Origin of the sequence: Secundilactobacillus yichangensis, from assembly GCF_016861565.1 — a bacterium.
Lineage (GTDB): Bacteria > Bacillota > Bacilli > Lactobacillales > Lactobacillaceae > Secundilactobacillus > Secundilactobacillus yichangensis.
Window position 1 is genome coordinate 109,389 of the sequence record NZ_BOLK01000003.1, and the last position, 19,489, is coordinate 128,877.

General features: G+C 44.4%; 7 protein-coding genes. 2 read left to right on the forward strand and 5 right to left on the reverse strand.

The genetic code is table 11. From position 1 onward, the window contains the following. Positions 1–19: 19 nt before the first annotated feature. Positions 20–11,995 carry an MBG domain-containing protein gene (locus tag JUE95_RS03735; protein ID WP_203649289.1) on the reverse strand — a complete coding sequence of 3,992 codons (11,976 nt, stop codon included), beginning with the start codon at positions 11,993–11,995 and terminating at the stop codon, positions 20–22. A gap of 817 nt (positions 11,996–12,812) precedes the next feature. Between JUE95_RS03735 and JUE95_RS03740 the strand changes: the two genes are divergently transcribed. Then, positions 12,813–13,565 carry an SDR family NAD(P)-dependent oxidoreductase gene (locus JUE95_RS03740; protein ID WP_235995168.1) on the forward strand — a complete coding sequence of 251 codons (753 nt, stop codon included), beginning with the start codon at positions 12,813–12,815 and terminating at the stop codon, positions 13,563–13,565. Between the two features lie 115 nt (positions 13,566–13,680). Here the strand turns inward: JUE95_RS03740 and JUE95_RS03745 are convergent, their stop codons facing one another. Then, positions 13,681–13,899, reverse strand: coding sequence for a HigA family addiction module antitoxin (locus JUE95_RS03745; RefSeq protein ID WP_308440887.1), 219 nt, complete (start codon positions 13,897–13,899; stop codon positions 13,681–13,683). Positions 13,900–13,964: 65 nt separating this feature from the next. After that, positions 13,965–14,456, reverse strand: a complete 492-nt coding sequence (locus JUE95_RS03750; protein ID WP_203649291.1) for a hypothetical protein — start codon at positions 14,454–14,456, stop codon at positions 13,965–13,967. Positions 14,457–14,595: 139 nt separating this feature from the next. Here JUE95_RS03750 and JUE95_RS03755 point away from each other — a divergent pair, with 139 nt between their 5' ends. After that, positions 14,596–15,012, forward strand: coding sequence for a hypothetical protein (locus JUE95_RS03755; protein ID WP_203649293.1), 417 nt, complete (start codon positions 14,596–14,598; stop codon positions 15,010–15,012). 91 nt (positions 15,013–15,103) lie between these two features. Here the strand turns inward: JUE95_RS03755 and JUE95_RS03760 are convergent, their stop codons facing one another. Together JUE95_RS03760 and JUE95_RS03765 are read right to left on the reverse strand one after the other, a co-directional pair. Continuing rightward, entirely contained in the window at positions 15,104–15,826 is a 723-nt protein-coding gene (locus JUE95_RS03760) for a hypothetical protein (protein ID WP_203649294.1), read from the reverse strand. A 273-nt stretch (positions 15,827–16,099) separates the two neighbouring features. Beyond that, positions 16,100–19,153: a KxYKxGKxW signal peptide domain-containing protein gene (locus JUE95_RS03765; protein ID WP_203649481.1), complete on the reverse strand. Its 3,054-nt coding sequence runs from the start codon at positions 19,151–19,153 to the stop codon at positions 16,100–16,102. Positions 19,154–19,489: the final 336 nt, after the last annotated feature.

Sequence of the window (19,489 nt, forward strand, 5' to 3'; positions counted from 1 at the left end):
GTTAAAACACTAGCAATGATTATTCATCGTCGCGTTTCTTCCGTTTGAATCCGAACGCAGCTAACAATCCCAGCAGTCCGAGACCAATCGTTGCACCCGCAGAATTCTGCTTGTCGTTAGTTTGTGGTAATTGACCTTGCTTGTTGGCCGTTTGAGTTTGGCCAGAAACATGGCTGCTTGTTCCAGTTGCAGCGGCCCGACTGTTATCAACAGCCTGACCTTGAGCTGTACCGGTGTTCTTGCCAGCACCGCCAATTGCAGAGCCAGTATTGGCTGAGCTACTATTAGTTGACTTAATTCCAGTGCCACTGTTAGCACCAGTGTTTAAACCGCCAGCGTTTGACTGAACGCCTGTCCCATTATCAGTGGTAGGAGTCGTTTGACCATTACCAGCTGGCGTTACCGTTGGTGCCGTTTCTGGCGTCGTGTTCGGAACGTTATCCGGAGTCGTTGTCGGGTTATCGACTGCCCCGCCGCCATCAACGCTGGTGTTGGTGTTGTCATAGTAATCATCTGGGTCAACTGAAACAGGTTCGCCGGTCATGGTAATTGTCTTGCTACCATCTGGCGCAACCGTTTCAGTAGTGCTTGGCGCATTGGTTGGCTTGTGGGTTAATTCAATACCCTTTGGCTCAATGTTCGTCAAGGTCGTTCTCCCGGCAGTCGCCGTTTCACCTGGCTTAACCGTTTGCGTTGGCAGGTTAGGCTGACTGTTTGGCGTTTCGGTAAAGGTAGCGTCACCAGTGTCATCGATAATAACGACTGTCTTGTCGCCGTCTGGCCAGTGCTTTTCGATTTGGACAACTTTGCCGGAACCATCAGTCTTGATAATCGTCTCACCACCGTCTACATCGTTGGTAGTGGTTTGGTTGTAAGCATAGTTGACAACTTGAGTGACCGTTCCTGTGTAGCCTTCTTTACCAGGTTCACTTGAACCAATTTCAGCATTGAACATGCCACTAGTATAGGCCTTACCTTGGGTGACACTATCCGTGTAACCCTTAACGGCAGCTGCAGCGTCAGTCAGTGCTGGAACCAAGATCACATTGGCTCCGTTGGTGGTCCAATCAGCTGTGCCATCAGTCGTCCATGCGCTGTAAATAACGTTGCCGTTCGCATCCAAACTAGCTTCACGAGTAACGTTAACCACTGTCGGCGCAACGGTTGCCGTGTAGTCACCAGTATTGGTCCGGTTAATGGTAATCGTACCAGTCAGGTATGCTGCTTGCGTACCGGCTGGATCATCTGTACCACCCGGCGTACCCGTAGTATAGGTATGTTTCGTGTAGTTCACTGTCCGGCTAACTTTAGCGGTATAGCCCTTGTCACCTGGCGTACCATCATCAGTAACTGCCTTGAAGCTATCGCTGGTGTATGCTTCACCATTCTTAACCGTATCACTGTAACCCTTGACAGCAGCACCGTCAGCGGTTAATTCCGGTACTAAGACTTTATTGGTGCCGTCAATTGTCCAGTCGCCGTAAACTACGTTGCCATCCTTATCCAAGGTAGCGGTTCGACTGATATTAACTGTCGTGTCCCCCACTGCCTTGGTGTAATCGCCAGTGTTAATTTGACTAACTGTAATCGTACCTTCCAGATATTTAGCTTGAGTCCCTTCTGGATCGTTCTTAGTTGGATCACCAGCGTTACCTTTAGTGTACTCAGGCTGGTTCAGTTTGTAGTTCACTGTCCGACTAACTTTAGCTGTATATCCATTATCGCTTGGCTTGCCAGCATCGGTAACCGCCTTGAAATCGGCACTAGTATATGATCCGCCATCGGTAACAGTATTCGTGTAGCCTTTGACAGCCGTTTCTGCACTCGTCAACTCGGGTACTAATACTTCGTTGGTACCGTCAGTTGTCCAAGCGCTGTAGACAACATTGCCATTCTTATCCAAGGTGGCCGTCCGACTAACATTCACAGTCGTATTACCAACTGGTTTCGTGTAATCACCAGTATTGGTCTGACTAACTGTGATTGTACCTTTCAGATATTTAGCTTGAGTTCCTTCTGGGTCATTCTTGGTTGGATCACCAGAATTCTCCTTCGTGTATTCAAGTTGAGTCAGCTTGTAATTTACTGTCCGGCTAACTGTAGCTACATAACCTTTATCGCCTGGCTCGCTAGCATCGCTGACCGCCTTAAACTCATCACTAGTGTATGCGGCACCACCATCAGTAACCGTGTCTGTGTAGCCTTTGACAGCTGCGTCATCCGCAGTTAATTCGGGTACTAACACTTTATTGGTGCCATCCGTGGTCCAATCGCTGTAAACTACATTGCCGTTCTTATCCAAAGTGGCAGTCCGACTGACATTCACAGTGGTATTACCAACTGGTTTGGTGTAATCGCCGGTGTTGGTTTGACTAACAGTGATTGTACCAGTTAGATATTTAGCTTGCGTACCTTCTGGATCATTCTTAGTTGGATCACCAGAATTCTCTTTCGTGTATTCAGGTTGATTCAGTTTGTAGTTGACTGTCCGACTAACCGTCGTGGTATAGCCTTTATCACCAGGTGTACCTGCATCGGTAACAGCCTTGAAGTTATCGCTGGTATATGCTGCACCATCGGTAACAGTATTGGTGTAACCTTTGATAGCCGTTTCGGCATCAGTTAACTCAGGTACTAAGACCTCGTTTGTACCGTCTGTTGTCCAATCACTATAAACCACGTTGCCATTCTTATCCAAAGTAGCGGTCCGGCTGACATTCACTGTGGTATTGCCAACTGGCTTGGTGTAATCACCAGTATTGGTTTGGCTAACTGTGATTATACCTGTTAGATACTTAGCTTGAGTCCCTTCCGGATCGTTTTTGGTTGGGTCGCCAGAATTCTCTTTCGTATACTCAGGCTGATTTAACTTGTAGTTGACTGTTCGACTTACCGTTGCCACGTAGCCGTTATCACCGGGTTGATCAGCATCAGTAACTGCTTTGAAGTTATCACTGGTATATGAAGCACCGTTAGTAACGGTATCCGTATAACCTTTGACGGCAGCACCAGCAGCGGTCAATTCAGGAACCAGCACTTTGTCAGTACCATCCGTTGTCCAATCGCTGTAAATTACATTGCCATTCTTGTCCAAGGTAGCAGTCCGACTAACATTCACAGTGATATTGCCAACTGGCTTGGTGTAATCGCCGGTATTAATCTGACTAACTGTAATCGTACCTGTTAGATATTTAGCTTGAGTACCTTCCGGATCATTCTTAGTTGGATCACCAAAATTATCTTTAGTGTATTCAGGCTGGTTTAGCTTGTAGTTGACTGTCCGTGCAACAGTAGTTGTATAGCCTTTGTCGCCCGGCTCAACAGCGTCCGTAACTGCTTTGAAGTTATCACTGGTGTATGCTGCTCCATTTTCAACAGTTGCGGTAAAACCAGCAACGTTAACATCAGCAGAGGTCAACGCATTCACTAGCGTTTTATTGGTACCATCGGTAGTCCAGTCACTATAAACCACATTACCATTCTTATCCAAGGTAGCAGTCCGACTAACATTCACAGTCTGGTTGCCAACTACCTTGGTGTAATCACCAGTGTTGGTTTGGCTAACCGTAATCGTACCCGTTAGATACTTAGCCTGCGTGCCTTCTGGATCATTCTTAGTTGGGTCACCAGGATTCCCTTGAGTATATTCACTCTGGTTCAACTTGTAATTGACTGTCCGTGCAACAGTAGCTGTATAACCCTTATCACCTGGCGTACCTGCATCAGTAACTGCTTTGAAGTTATCACTGGTATATGAAGCGCCGTTAATAACGGTATCCGTATAGCCTTTAACAGCAGCCCCAGCATCGGTTAATTCAGAAACCAATACTTTGTTAGTGCCGTCAGCAGTCCAATCACTGTAAACTACATTACCATTTTTATCCAAAGTAGCAGTCCGACTGACATTCACAGTCGTATTGCCGACTGGCTTGGTGTAATCACCAGTATTGGTTTGGCTAACCGTAATCGTACCTTCCAGATACTTAGCCTGAGTTCCCTCTGGATCATTCTTAGTTGGGTCACCAGGGTTTCCTTGGGTGTATTCGGTCTGGTTCAGTTTGTAGTTCACTGTACGACTAACTGTTGTGGTATAGCCCTCATCGCTCGGCGTACCTGCATCAGTAACTGCTTTGAAGTTATCACTGGTATATTCTCCGCCATCAGTAACTGTGTTCGTGTAGCCTTTTACAGCAGTCTCGGCAGTAGTCAATTCTGGTACTAACACTTTATTAGTTCCGTCAGTTGCCCAATCACTGTAAACTACGTTGCCATTCTTATCCAAAGTAGCTGTCCGACTGACATTAACAGTCTGATTGCCGACTGGTTTAGTGTAATCACCTGTGTTGGTTTGACTAACTGTAATCGTGCCTGTTAGATATTTAGCTTGAGTACCTTCTGGATCATTCTTAGTTGGATCACCGGGATTTCCTTTTGTGTAATCAGCTTGATTTAACTTGTAGTTGACTGTCCGACTTACTGTGGCTGTGTAACCTTTATCGCCAGGTTCGCCAGCATCGCTTACTGCTTTGAAATTATCGCTGGTATATGCAGCACCATCAGTAACGGTGTTTGTGTAACCTTTAACAGCTGTTTCTGAATCGGTCAATTCAGATACTAATACCTTGTTAGTGCCGTCAGTTGTCCAGTCACTATATACCACCCTGCCGTCCTTATCCAGAGTAGCAGTCCGGCTGACATTCACAGTCGTATTACCAACTGGTTTCGTGTAATCACCAGTGTTAGTCTGGCTAACTGTGATCGTACCTTCCAGATACTTAGCCTGGGTCCCTTCTGGATCGTTGTTAGTTGGATCACCAGGATTCCCTTTGGTGTAATCGGTCTGATTTAGTTTGTAGTTAACTGTTCTTGCAACATTAGCAGTATAGCCTTTATCGCCAGGTTCACCTGCATCAGTAACTGCTTTAAAGTTATCGCTGGTGTACGCTGCTCCATTTTCAATAGTAGCGGTAAAACCAGGAACTTTAACATCGGCAGAAGTCAATGCATTCACTAGCGTTTTATTAGTACCATCAGTAGTCCAGTCACTGTAAACCACGTTACCATTCTTATCCAGAGTAGCAGTCCGACTGACATTCACCGTCGTATTGCCGACCGCAGCAGTGTAATCACCAGTGTTGGTTTGACTAACCGTAATCGTACCCGTTAGATACTTAGCCTGCGTGCCTTCTGGATCATTCTTAGCTGGGTCACCAGCACTACCTTGGGTGTATTCGTTCTGGTTCAATTTGTAATTTACTGTTCGACTAACAGTGGCTGCATAACCCTTGTCGCCTGGCTTACCAGCATCACTAACAGTCTTGAAGTTATCACTGGTGTAAGCTGAACCATCAGTAACCGTATCCGTGTAACCCTTAACAGCAGCACCATCATTAGTCAATTCAGGAACCAGCACTTTGTTGGTGCCATCAGTGGTCCAATCGCTGTAAACCACGTTGCCGTTACTATCTAACGTAGCAGTCCGGCTGACATTCACAGTCTGGTTAGCAACTGGCTTCGTGTAATCACCGGTATTAGTTTGAGTTACGGTAATGGTTCCTGCCAAGTATTGAGCCTGAGTTCCCTCTGAGTCACCGTCTTGACCAGGAGTTCCAGTTGAGAACGTCTTGGTGGTATACGTAACGGTTCGGTTCAAAACCACGTTGGCAGTAGCATCCGCGCCACTGGTTGCGTTGGTAAAATCAGCCAGCGTATAAGCGCCGGTATCACCGCTAACCGCTACCGTGTAGCCAGAAACTGGCACATCAGCAACCGTTAAGGCAGTAACCAGGTTACCATCGGACACATTCTGAGCTGTCCAATCACCATAGGTCACCTGACCATCGTTATCGACAGTTGCCGTTCGTGTTAAATCAACGGTCTGCTGTTCTGGATAACTTGCTGGCTTTGGCGCACCAGTATAGGTGGTGTTTACCGTAAGGGTTCCGCTAGTCGTCACTTCAACGATCTTGTAAGTACCGGCAATAAAGTCACCAGCACTAAACGCAAACGTTGGGTTGGCTGCCTTGATCTTGTTGATTCCTGATTCATTCAGAGTCAGCGTGTAGTTTCCAACAGCCGTTGGTACATCCGTGCTGCTTGCAACCGTGTTATTCACTGTGAAATCATCCTGCGTTAAGACGGCATCCTTAACCTTGGCGCCATATGACGCGCTGAAATCAGGTGTTGCCTGGCCGTGAATAATCGCAGCATTGTTCGCGGTAATTTCCGTATCCTTATCACCTGGCGTGGTTACAATCGGGTTAATGGTAAAGAGCCCGGTCTTAAAGGCATCAGAGGTAAAGGTGTAGTTCGGGTTAGCATTTGCAATGGCGGTTTGAGCATCAGCAGTCAGACTAACGGTGTAGCTGCCGACATCCGTTGGAATGCTGGAGCTAGCCGTGCCGCCCTGCTTGGTGAATTCAAAATCAGCATTCGTCAAATCAACCGGATTAAGTTTCGAACCGAAGTTGGCAACAAAATCGGCTGGTGTCTGTCCATACGTAATGGTTTGATCATTTGGCTTAACCTGCATATCAACATCTGAGGCTGAAATGGTTGCTGGTGTAATGGTCAAAGTTGCATGACCAGTAGACACAACTTTATAATTACGGCTTGGTGTCGCAAGCACCGGTGTAATCGTATAGGTGCCAACGTCTTCACCTGGCTCACGGTTAACGGTAATATGCACCGAATTATGATCTTCATCATCAAGAACGAATCCAGCAACTGTAGGGTAGAAATTTGGATCCGGTTGACCATAAACCTTACTATGGTCATAGATGTTAAGATAAAGCTTTGCCTGCGCAACCGTTAAACTGCCATCCGTAAATGTTACTTTACTAAAGTCATAGTTCGGGTTAGCAGCGGCTAAAGCTGCCTTACCGGCATCATTCAGGGTAACTGTGTAGCTACCAGCGTCCAAATAATTTCCATTGTGATCAGTATCTGTTGCACCGATGGTGTAATCAGCTGGGGTCAAAGTCGATGAGTCCAGTGTATGGCCTTCAAGGGTAATGCCAAATGCGTTATCACCTTCAATGTTGCTATCTCGACCTTTGATAATATCACCATCTTTGGTGATACTGCCGTAAGTTACCGGTTGTGCGGTAACTGTGGCAGACCCAGTCAGTGCTAAAGCAGTAATCGTCAAAGCCCCATTGACATACTTAAAGTCGTAGTTGGCATTGTCGCCAACAGCCGGCGTAATCGCGTAAGTGCCAACGTTATCGCCAGCTTTGCGAGTTACCGTAACGGCACCAATATCATCGCCGTCAACAACACCCGCTGTTTTGTAGGTCAATTGTGGATCAGCCGTACCGTAAACCTTGCTCTGATTGTCTGCAGTAATCGTGGCCGTCTTTTTAGCAACCGTGAACTGGTTCAGGGTCAAGTTGCTGCCGTCAGCATTAATCACGTAATCTGGGTTGGCAGCTTTGATCTTAGCTAAACCAGCGGCCGTTAAACTAACTGCGTAAGAACCAGCGTTTAAGTGACCGCTGGCAGAAAGCTGTGCGTTAGCAATCGTAAAGTCACTGGCATCGAAGTCAGGAACAACCAAGTCGTTTCCACCCTGAACCGTTGCTGTAACTTTAAAGCCGTTAGTAGCAGCTGCAGCGCCATCCGTACCAATCACGTAGCCCGTGGTGTCGTCACCATAAGTGATGCCCGTTGGGGTCACGACGATTTTATCGGTAGTGGTCTTTGGGTTAATGGTTAAAATAGCATCGCCACCGGCCAATACATAGTTGCTGTCGTTGACCGTAGCTTGGCTGACATCAGCGGAAATCACGTATTTTCCTGGTGTCTCACTAGTGTTGCTGCGAGTAACCGTGTAACCAGTAACCGTTGGGGTATCGCCAGCCAAAGCACCGGATACGGTGGTCGTCCACGTTGGATCCGCTTGTCCGGCATCTTTACTTACCGATTGCGGCGTTACTGTTAAGGTTGCCGGTGTCACAACGATCGTGCCTGCAATAAAGTTGGCATCTTGCAGGTCAAAGTCCTTGTTAGCAGCTTTGACTTTTGCGATACCAGAATCGCTTAACCCAACCGTGTAGGTGCCTTGGTTAAGGTAACCGCTTGGGCTATAGGTAGCATTCTGAATGACATAATCGGCATTAGTCAGCCCATCAGGCAGAACTAATTTATCGGTGTTATGTGCCAAATAACTCTTGAAAGTGTAGCTATCTTTAGTAGCGTCTTGGTTTAAGTCGCCATAAGTGGTCGTGCCATCGGTCAAGTTAATTGAACCAGCGGTCAGTTTACCAGTGATGGTAAATGTTCCAGGCACAGTGTTAACTTTATAATTTGGATTAGTCCCCAGTTTAATGGTTTCCGTGTACGTCCCCATGGTCTCGCCCGATGCACGGGTTACAGTGTAGTTCAAGCTGTCGCCAGAAAGTAACTGCCCGTTATCCGTAGCCGTCAAAGCTGGATCTGTAGACCCCATTGCCTTTGAGAGATTGTCCGCGGTCAACGTAACTGCTTTTGGCAGAACGGTTAACTTACCTGACTTGATTGTTGGTAATTCATAATTAGAATCCTTGTTTGCATCGTCAATCAACTGCTGAGCAGCTGCATTTAATTCAACGTCATAAGTCCCCGCGTTCAAGCGCCCGTTAGTATATTGACCGTTAATAACCGTATAGTCGCTTTGCGGAATGTCGGGAATCGTTAATTGTCCGCCGACATGTTGAGTCGTAAATTGACTTAACGTATCACCGTACGTCATCTGGGCATTGCCAACGGTCAGCGTATCGGTTGAAGGTGCTTTGGTGATGGTTAGCGTACCGGTGTTGTAAACGAAGTTGTAATTGGGATTGTCAGTAGCTGAAGCAGTTAAATCATACGAGCCGACGTCATCGCCTGGCGCCCGAGTAACCGTCACTATTACGTTTTCTCCCTCAGGAATTGGTGCGCTAGTAGTGTAGTCAAACATGGCAGGATCGGGCTGTCCATACTCTTTAGTGACAGAATTTGGCGTAATTTGAATCGTCTTTTTCGTAACGGTTAAAAAGCCGGTTGAGAAAGTATCGTTCTTGAATGTGCCAGCTGGAAAGGCCGCTGTAATTTTGGCAATAGCTGTTGGGGTAAAGAACACCATATATGCCAGCTGAGAGCCGTCGTTGATTGCCAAATTACCAGTACTCGAAAGTTGACCGTTCATAATCTGAAAATCATCCGCAGTCAGCGTGGGCATTGTTCCGGTGGTTGGAAGCGTTCCGGTATAAGTAAAACCAAAGTTATGGTTAGTATTCATAGGACCGGCCGTTGTTCCAGGAACCTGTGGCGTTACCTTAATATCTCCATACCCAACTGAAGCAGAGTTTGGCGTAATGTAAATGTCTGTTGCATTGGCAATGATTGTCAGTTTGCCATTTAAAGTACTGATATCATAATTCTTATTAATCTCGGTATTAGGGTCGAAAGATGGGGTGATCGTATAGGTTCCAGCGGTATCACCTGGAGCACGGCTAACCGTGTAGGCAACCTTTTCATTGGACGCTTGACCCGATATGGCAATGTTCCAAGCCGGATCAGGTGCACCAACCACCTTACTAATATTTTGAGCAGAAATGAGCACTTTGGCCTTACCAATTGTCAGTTTTCCTGTCCCGTAAGCATCGCTAGATAAGCTAACACCGGGATTGGCAGCTGCAATCTTACTAATACCAGCAGCGTTCAATTTCACCGTGTATTCGCCCACATTCAAGTGTCCAGCTTGGGAATATGAACCATTCTCAACTGTGAAGTCGCTGCTCGATAGCGTTGGAATTTTCACATCCGGATCAGAAGCTTTTACGTAGATCCCATAATTATCGTCGTTCCCATACGAGGTACGAGTATCAAGTATATTGACAGTACTGTTAGTAGCTATTGGTGTAATCTTAAACGTGCCATCATTGACCTTCGCGGTGTAATTAGCCGTGTCTAAGTTCGTTGGCGTAACCGTTTCTTTGTAGTCACCAGCAGTTTCGCCGGCTTCACGAGTCACTGTAGCACCCAAGGTATCACCGTTTGCTGCACCAGTCACGGTGTAACCGAGAGTTGGGTCTTGTGCGCCAAATTCTTTTGTTGCTGACGTGGCAGTGAAAGTAGCCGTCGCTTTGTTAACTGTCAATGTACCGTTCTTAAAGTTAACTAATGGGTCAACTAGCATGTCTGGATTCGCTAAAGATACTTTCTTAAACCCATCATTACTCAATTTAATCGTGTAAGTCCCGGCAGCTAAGTGACCGCTGGCAGAGTACTTGGCACCCATGATCGTATAATCAGTAGCCGTCAAAGTCGGCATTGTCAGGTCGGTGTCACTATCACTAATGGTTAACCCAATATCAGAGCCCTTGCCGTTCACATCGGCGCCATAAGTGATGGTCTTGTTATCGACGGAAACAACGTCCTTAGTTGCCTTTTCAGCAACTTTAAGGGTGGCTTGCGCTTGGATAAATTCTAAGTTGGTCATGTTGAAATATTCAACGGTGAAGGTCTTATCACCCGTGGTTTGGGTACTTAAATTTGCGTAGTCAGGTGACGTTAAGGCCGCACTGATATCCTTGCCACTTGCGTCTTTTGCGGTGGTGACAAACGAACTCATTGCAGGTACTGGATCGCCAACATTAACGGTTTGCGTCTGCGTTTGAATCGTAGAATCAGACTTTTTGTAGACGTAATTGAAGTTCCCAGTTTGACTGGTTGCAGGACTCAGGATGTCTTGGAAAAGTGAGCCAACCACACCTGAAGCCTTCTGATCAACACCGTTCATGGCAGCGAAAACGTTCAGAAGGTCTTGGAATGAATTAAGCTGTACATTATCGATTAACCCGCCGGCAGCGGAAATAATCGTGTTCAAATTCTTCATGTAATCGGTAATTGAAGCAGTATCCGACATACCGGTTTTGTTAGCTTGCACAACGTGAAGCTGAGAAGCATCCATGTCCAGCTGGTAACCTGGCACATACGGTGGTTCAACGATTGCTTGGGCGGCGTTTGCCAAGGTGCTGGTTTTAGTTTCCGGCGCGGCCACGTCGTTCCCATCTTCATCCTTGAATGTATAGTTAGCCGTATAAGTTAAATCAGCCTTGGCGGTCATTTGGATAATGTCACCGCTGTTGCTGACCACGAAAATTGTCCCGCCGTTGGCTGCCTTGGCAGCATTGTTATGCGCGGAAACGTATGAAATCAGTTCTTCTTGCGTCATGCCAGCGGTGGCAGTCTTCATTTCCTGCAAACTGGCATACGTGTTGGCGGTAGCATCCGTCAGCGCACCAGTATCCAGCTTCTGGTTAACTGGTGTCACGCTGGTTGCAGTTGCTTTCGGACTTGCAGCATCTGTGGAAGCGGTCTTCGTGTCCTGTGTCGGATTGGTAATTTCATTTGTAGCATTATCGGCTTTTGTTGTTGCATCCGTCATATCAGATGCGGTGGTTTTGTCGCTACTAGAAATAACAGCACTAGATTGCTGTGCTGCAGCAGTGTTGCTTGTTGAATTAGTGGAAGCTTTATCGTTAGTTGTGTTAGCAGCTTCCTTGGTACTAGTGACCGCAGTCGTCTGGGTTGCTGTGTCTGGAGCCACAGCTGCAGCAGCCTTCGCAGCATCAGTTGCTGAAGACGTTACGGCAGCATTCTTCGAACTGGTTGCGGACGCGCTAGTATCACTTGTGGTTTCTGTATTGTTTGTTGTATTTACTGAATTAGCTGACGTGTCATCACTAGCAGCTGATTGATCATTGTTACTGGTCGCTTGTAAAGTGTACGATCCAGTATCAGCTGTTGGCTTAACCTCGTCCGTTGTACTGGTTGCGTTATCCTGGGTAGTTTCAGCATGGCCGACTGTCCCGCCAATGCCAAGCATTCCTGCTCCAAGTGACAACATAAAAATACCAGCGTAAAGCCAGTTCTTCCCAGCTTTGAACATTTTATAGTGAACTTTCTGTTCACTAAAGGCATCAAAACGCTTCTTACCAAGGTTTTGATCCGAATTGAAATGAATTCTCATTTAAAATTTCCCCCTCCAAATAATCATGACAACTATATAAACGAATCAGTGTGAATAGGTAATGCAACAGAAGTCAGAATTATTCTCGATACTTAAAAGTAAAATAGTTACCTTCAATAACCCAGCGCTAAATTTCCGAATTTAACGCTGAGCTCCAAACATATATCGATGAAGGTCCCCATAACACTTCCGACCACTAAAATGCCTACTTTTATATAACTAAGAGCATAATACAACCTTTTATAATCTAAGTCATCCTTAATGCGTTAGGTATTTCAAGCACATCCTGATAAATTTAATAAATTTATTTTATTATCTATTAATAAATGATTACTAATGCATTCTTGCTCTACTTCCTAAAAGTCAGTAATAACGGCATTTGAATTTGTCAAATGATTATTGAAGTTTGAAATACTCTTAATTACCTGAGTATGTGTTGAAAATTTTCAATTAGTTAACCTCATTAATAGTTTAAAAATATTATAAAAAGTTTTTCAAAATAAATATAAGCCATAATTGTTAAAATATATAACTAACTCATTTTTTAAGTTTCAAAGTCAAAAATAGACCTAGCCGTATAGCCCAATATAAAGCCATTTATATCCTATTCCGTTCAAATTGCTAATGGTTATAACACCTTCACATAATAGTCAAAATTAGCACTCATTCTTCGTCTTTGTATAAATGTAACAAATTAGGAATTTCGTAAATTACGTGATTGAACGTACGAACATTTTTAACGAGTGTTCATTTCCTAGTTGGCACCATTTTCGTGATACCATGAGCATGAATTCATAACTAAGAGGAGGGTTTTACTATGATGGATAGATTAGTCGGCAAAGTCGCCCTGGTAACCGGCGGGGCTGCGGGGATTGGGTTAGCAACCGTCAAACGTTTTCTAGCTGAAGGCGCCACCGTTGTATTTACTGATATCAACGATCAGGCCGGTAAAGAGCAGGAACAAAAAATGGGCACTGACAAAGCCGTTTTCATGAAGCAGGACGTCAGCAAAGAAGCGGACTGGATCAGAGTGATCGATGAAACCGTCAAACGTTTTGGAACTATCGACATTTTATTTAACAACGCAGGAATTTTTAAACTAATCAACCTACCCGCCATCACCGAAGAAGAGTGGGATCGAACCATGTCCATCAACGTGAAGGGCGCCTTCTTGGGCATGAAACACGTGATCCCGCTGATGGCGAAAAATGGCGGCGGTTCCGTGATTAACGCGTCTTCTGCCGCCGGTCTGGTTGGCTCCGCACAAACTGTGCTTTACGGTGCCAGCAAAGGTGCCGTTCGACTAATGACCAAACACGCCGCTATCGAATATGCACCCCAGCAAGTGCGGGTCAACTCCGTTCATCCAGGGCTGATTGCAACGGAAATGACCGACTACGCTGCCAATGCTTACCAGCAGTCCAAGGCTGACTTAGGTAAGATTCATCCGCTAGGTCGTTTAGGTAAACCAGAAGAAATCGCCGCAACCGTCGCCTTTTTGGCTTCAGATGATGCATCGTTTATCACCGGTGTAGAAATTCCGGTGGATGGTGGTTTGACGGCGGAATAAATTTGAGAAAAAGAAAGTCGCTGAATCTCAAGAGTGTATGTCTTGAGGTTCAGCGACCTTTTATTTTGGATATCCAGATAATTAAATCTCTGTGTTATCATCACGCAAATCAATATCAGCCTGCACACAAAAAGTACTGATCTGAAACACCAAGGAAGCGGCCAAGTTTTCTTGAAATGTCGTGTGTTATCTTCAGTTGATCGCTTAGGATAGCTTGAATTGTTGACTTAGGAACGTTAATGCCTTTCGCCAAAGTTTCTTCGGACAATTTGAATGGCACCATAAACTCTTCTCGTAAGATTTCACTGATTTTAGGTGTTGAAATGTCAGCCATCGTACGTCCCCTCCAATCATGAGAAGTTACGGCCTATGAAAATAACTTCCCATATTTACTGATTTTCAATAGTTATCAGCTCGGTGAGTATAATCCTTGCTTACTTTATGACCCTTAATAAAATCAAAACCATAACCACCCTGATATCCGCGAATAACTTTATAAGTATGATGGCCGATCTTACGTTTAGTTAATGACATACCCTCTTCTGGGAAAGCACTAGCAGCAACGTTTTTCAATTTAGCTTGCAGCATAAAATACTTGCGTCCTTGATACGTTGAACCATATTCATAAGCTAATCGATGTGATGAACTTTTACTGGTTGAGGTAATTTTAAACCCCTTGCCATAATTTCGACCACTGATGGTTGCTGTATGAGTGGTAATTTGCAGCTTATCCCATTGATGGCTACCAGCATACCGATAAAATGTCCCACGAATCGCTGTCGGAGTGATTCCAGAAGTCTTGGCTTCAGCACTATTTCCGTTGATTCCAAGTCCAATTAGTAAACCCGCAGATAATTCTAATACAACGACAGCGCTCTTCACCCTATTCATGTGAATACCTCCTCACTAAAAGCTTCCCAACTTTTTACAGGTTCATTCTATGTCATAATGGCTTCGACTACCAGTGTAATTATTAATACCACAATAAGAATAATTAGAGTAAAATAAACCCTGTCAGGGGGAAAATCACATGAAAAAATCAATCTTAGTTACACTAGCTTTCAGCGCCAGCCTACTGGGCGCTTTAAGCCTATCCGATACTACAGCTAACGCTGCTTCCTATCACAATGGTATTCCGCATGTTTTGAAGAATACAAAGTGGCATGGAAAAACAATAACTTTTGATGGTCATCACGCTCATTCAACGCTCAAGTTCAAATCCACGTCATTAGATTACTTCCCGGCTTTAGGACCAGGTGCTCAGGGAACGTTTAAGATTAAATATAAGTACACTGGACATGGAACCTACTACTTAACCGGACGCGTATATAACAACGCACCAAAAGGTGGCGTGGCATGGAAATACAAGGTGATCCGCTCCAGTTCACATAAGCTTTACTTGAAAGATTACACGAATGGTATCACCACAGGCCATTATTACCGATAAAACACAGGAGGGCTTCCAGATACAATAATCTGGGAGCCCTCTTTTATGCTGGTTTTTAATATAATTTCAGAAACTCATATACGCAACAATTTTACTTGTTGAGATTCAATGTGAAATCATAAGTATGATCAGAATTCTCATCATCGTCATTATCAGTTTCATAATCAGTATCAAACTTAAATCTAAGCGTCTTCAAGGAATTGATATTCGCTAATTGTTCTATTGGCAGCGTGACATCGCCTGCTTTAGTGGCTCCCCTGGCAATTTCACCATCCCAGTCTTCCATAGTATCACAATCATGCTGTTCACCATTGCTGTATACTACAGTACCTTGCGTTGCGTACGCATCAATATCTCGGGTAGGTGAAATGATAACATGCAAACGCACATAACCGGTAATATCAAATTTCCCGTCATCCGTTGAATTATATTTGTACGCTTTAGCCAATTTATAGACGGTTACTTTATCCACCTTGACCTTGGCAGCTGACCAACTGGAATCAGTATAATTTGCACGATAAGTCTTTTTTGCCAAAACGTCATAGTGGTTGTCATCCACCGTAATCGTTGAAGCAGCTGACTTTTTAGTCTTGGGCTTGGCAGCACTCCCCTTTTCATTCTTAGTCGTTGTGTGTGCTGTTGCACTAGCGGTGTCATCCAAGTTATCCTTTGAACTGCTCTTTCGACCGCCCAGTAAACCAATGATGACAATTATGGCGACAACAGCCATAACCCATACCCACCATTGTTTGTACCAAGGTGTTACCTCAACAAACTTTCGACCATCTTTATCTACAAATTGCTTTTTTGCCACGAAGACAACTCCTAAAGTTTCAGCTTTTTGTGTCAATCAGTATTTGGACAATGTGTGAAGATTACTAGCTTTTAGTTTTAATGGTCAATTTATTTTTAACATGTGCAAGCATTAACAATACCTGATTATTAAAGTAATTTCAACAACTATTTTCTATATGTCAATAAGGTTGTAATATTTGATTGCATCACAGCTGATTACGCAAAATAAGGCCACTCAGATTTTCTAACCTGAGTGGCCTTATTCATATTCCTATTAAGCTATTTCAGTAATTTAATCCCGCTTCCGCTTCTTCAGCCCCAGCGCACTCATCAATAAGCTCAATCCGAGTACACCAAGTCCAGCCGCGGCATTTTCATCCGTTTCGTTAGTCTGTGGCAATTGCCCTTGAGCAGCGTTTCCTTGCTGACTGTTAGCCTGAGCAGTTGTCACACCACTATTATTGTTCTGAACTGCAGAACCGTCACTGACCGACTGGCTGTTTCCAGTCGCTTGTCCTTCAGAAGCAGATCGACCAGTTTCAGTTGTTTGACTATCAGGACCCGTGGTGCTTGTGTCACCACCAGCATCCGTCGTCGTGCTATTGTCATCAGCTGGTGCCGGTTGACTGCCGTTGCCGCCATCTGGTACAACAACGGTTGGATTTCCACCACCATTTTCTACAACTGTTGGATCACCGGTTTCACCGCCGCCTGTTGTAGGCGGATTAGTCGGCGTCGTACTTGGAGCAGTGTCCGGAACCTCTTCTTTAGTTCCGACTGCAATGCCTGGTCCAACTTCTGCTTTTTCTTTGTAGTACGTAATGGTTCGAGTGTGCTTAGTGTTCTCGGACGCAAACTCACTTGCAGGATAGTCTGTCCCTGTCTTAGTTGCCAAAGCTACTCCAGCATAAGTCAAAATATCCGGTGCATAGTAACCGTCTGCAACTGGAATAACTGGTGCCTTTACCGGGTTTAGCAATGTCTTATTCGGCGTTGCGGTCCAATCACCAGTCACTAGATCATGATCAACTGTCCAAGTAACCGTCTGAACATCGTCGGCAGGTAGCTTAGAATCTACTACATCATCGGTACCTGGAACAAATTGAGTCGTTACCGTTTGAGTAACTTTAGAAGTGACATGCTGGTGAGTCAAGTGAATCGTCACCACCGCCACGGGTACTGCGTCCTTGAAATCACCAATCGTCAGAGTCCCTGAACCAGCCTGGTTTTTAGCCAACTGATAATTGTTTGGTACCTGGGCTGTCCAAGTAACCTGATCGCCATTGTAACCCGACAATGTTTGATTCCCGTAATTCACATTTGCACCACCCAAGTCATCATCCACATAATTGAGCTGAACTAAGATATTGGCTGGGCTTAGCGTAACCTGCTGCGGTGCAGTAATGTGATCCAGCACTGGAGTGATGTACGCGACTGAATCAGGTAGCGTAGTATCAAAATCACCCGGAATATGTGATAGTTTGGCCAAAACATCCTGGAAACTATTGGTAACTTCCGCGGACTGCTGAATCAAACTCGTTACGGCCGTTGATAGCGCCGTAGCAGCATTAAAGATAGCTTGGTGCTCTGTCACGAATTCTGGTGAATAAGTGGTGTTGGTGATTGTCTTACTGATATCGAGTGGATTTTGAATAGTTTCCGTCTTGGTACCAGGATCTGACTGTGCCTCTTTTGGCATCACGGTTTTCATCAACGGTGATAGTGACATGCCATAATTATCAACCGCGGAGTACAGTGTGTTCCATAAACTGTCGATAGTCTGTGTGAACCCATCCGCACCCTTCGTGTATGCAATCGATAGGAAATCATCCGAAGCTGGTAAGTTAGCCAGCGCTGTTGCCCCAGCGGTCACCTGTTGCTGAATGGTAGCTAAAGTATCACTCAACCGCTGACTTAAATCCTTCGTACTGTAATAAATATCCGCCGTGGGTGTCATCCAGATTGAATCCTGTTCAGCATTTTTAAAAGCTGCTAGCAAAGTCTGACCGGTACTTAGCAATTCATCCGTTTGCTGCTTATAAATCAAACCAGCTTGCTCTTTCAACGCTTTAGCAAAATCATTATCAAACTTTGTTTGAGGGAATTGAACTCCAGTGCCCGCGTAGATATCTTTAATATCACTCTCTAATTGTGCTTTAGTTCCTTCAATCGTGCTCAATAAATCAGCACCATAAGCTGAACTGATTTTCCCAGTACTCGTTGAATCACCATGATTGTTTAAGGATTGCGATGCTGTATCCGCCAGTCCTGATTCAGTTCGGCCTTCTGAACCATCAGCTGTTTGAGTAGGCAATGACGTATCACCGACTTGTTTCAGGTAGTTAAATAGTGCAATCACATCGGTATATGAACCTTCAAAATTGGTTTGATTATTCTGCACCTTCGTTAAATCGCTTTTTAGATGTTCAATAGCCACCGGTAATATATCGTCTTCAAACGTAATCTTACCGTCTGTATTTTTATCTTTATATTCCGTACTCTCACCAAACGGAGTTGCCGAATTTGCTAGGACTTTAACGGGTGAATTATCTTTTAAATTCTCTACATCGTTTATCATTGTAGTTAATCCACTAGGATCACTCGTCAAAGCTTGACCGTATGCTTGTTTGATTGCATTAGCAACCATTATCGCAGCATTGGCCTTTGCGTTATTGTTATGTTGATTAACTTTTTCTTCAGCAGAAAGAACGCCAGCTGGCAAGGCATCATGCAGCTTGGCTAATTGGTTCTCCGCATTTTTGACATCTGTATTGGCATCATCAACTTGATTGTTAATTGAATTTTGTTGGTTTTCTAAATCATTATATTTGTCATAAACTGAACCATACGCGTCATTAAGTTGACTCTCTGCTTCTGGATTGCTTGTCTGATAACCAGACGCTTGTTCATTAACCTGATTATTATAATTGCTTAACTGATTTTCATAGTCTTCTTTCTGACTATTATAATTTTCCTTTTGTGAATCCAGCGTCGTCTTTTGCGACTCAAACTGATTTACTGCTTGAGTGTAACCATTATTTTTATAATTGTTGTAATTATTAAGTGCCTCTTGAGCCTTTGCCGCTTCCTCTGGAGTAACAGTCGTACTGGTGCTGCCTGTCCCGTCGTTTTGAACCTGAGCTGTTGGCTCTCCAGTCGCACCCCCATCAGTTGGCGTATCTGCCGGTACATCAGCAACCGCTGTTGTACTCGTCTCATCAGCATGTGCCACCACGCTGCCGCCCATCAATAAAGCACTGGATGTCAGAATAACGCCCATACCGGCAAAAAGCCAGTGTTTCTTAGCCTTATACATTTTGTAATGTAATCCCTGATTGTGTAACATTGTTAATCCCCCTCTGTAAATGCCATATTAACGGTCTTTAGAATCACTTTAATATTCACATTAATGCTTGAAAAAGTCAATTCAAAATTGGCATAATTTTTATAAATAAATATTGCCATATATTTACATAATTCCTCATCTAATGCACTTTTTAAAAGTAATTTTGTAATTTCTTTTGATCATGGCCGTTTGCAGTTATGAATTCAATTTAAAATTATTGTAATCTAATCATCATCATAATCGTGAAACAATTTTAAACTAAAAAATAGCTATGAATCCGTAGAACTGTTGTCTGTTGATTCATAGCTATTATTTTTAATATTTATAATTACATTT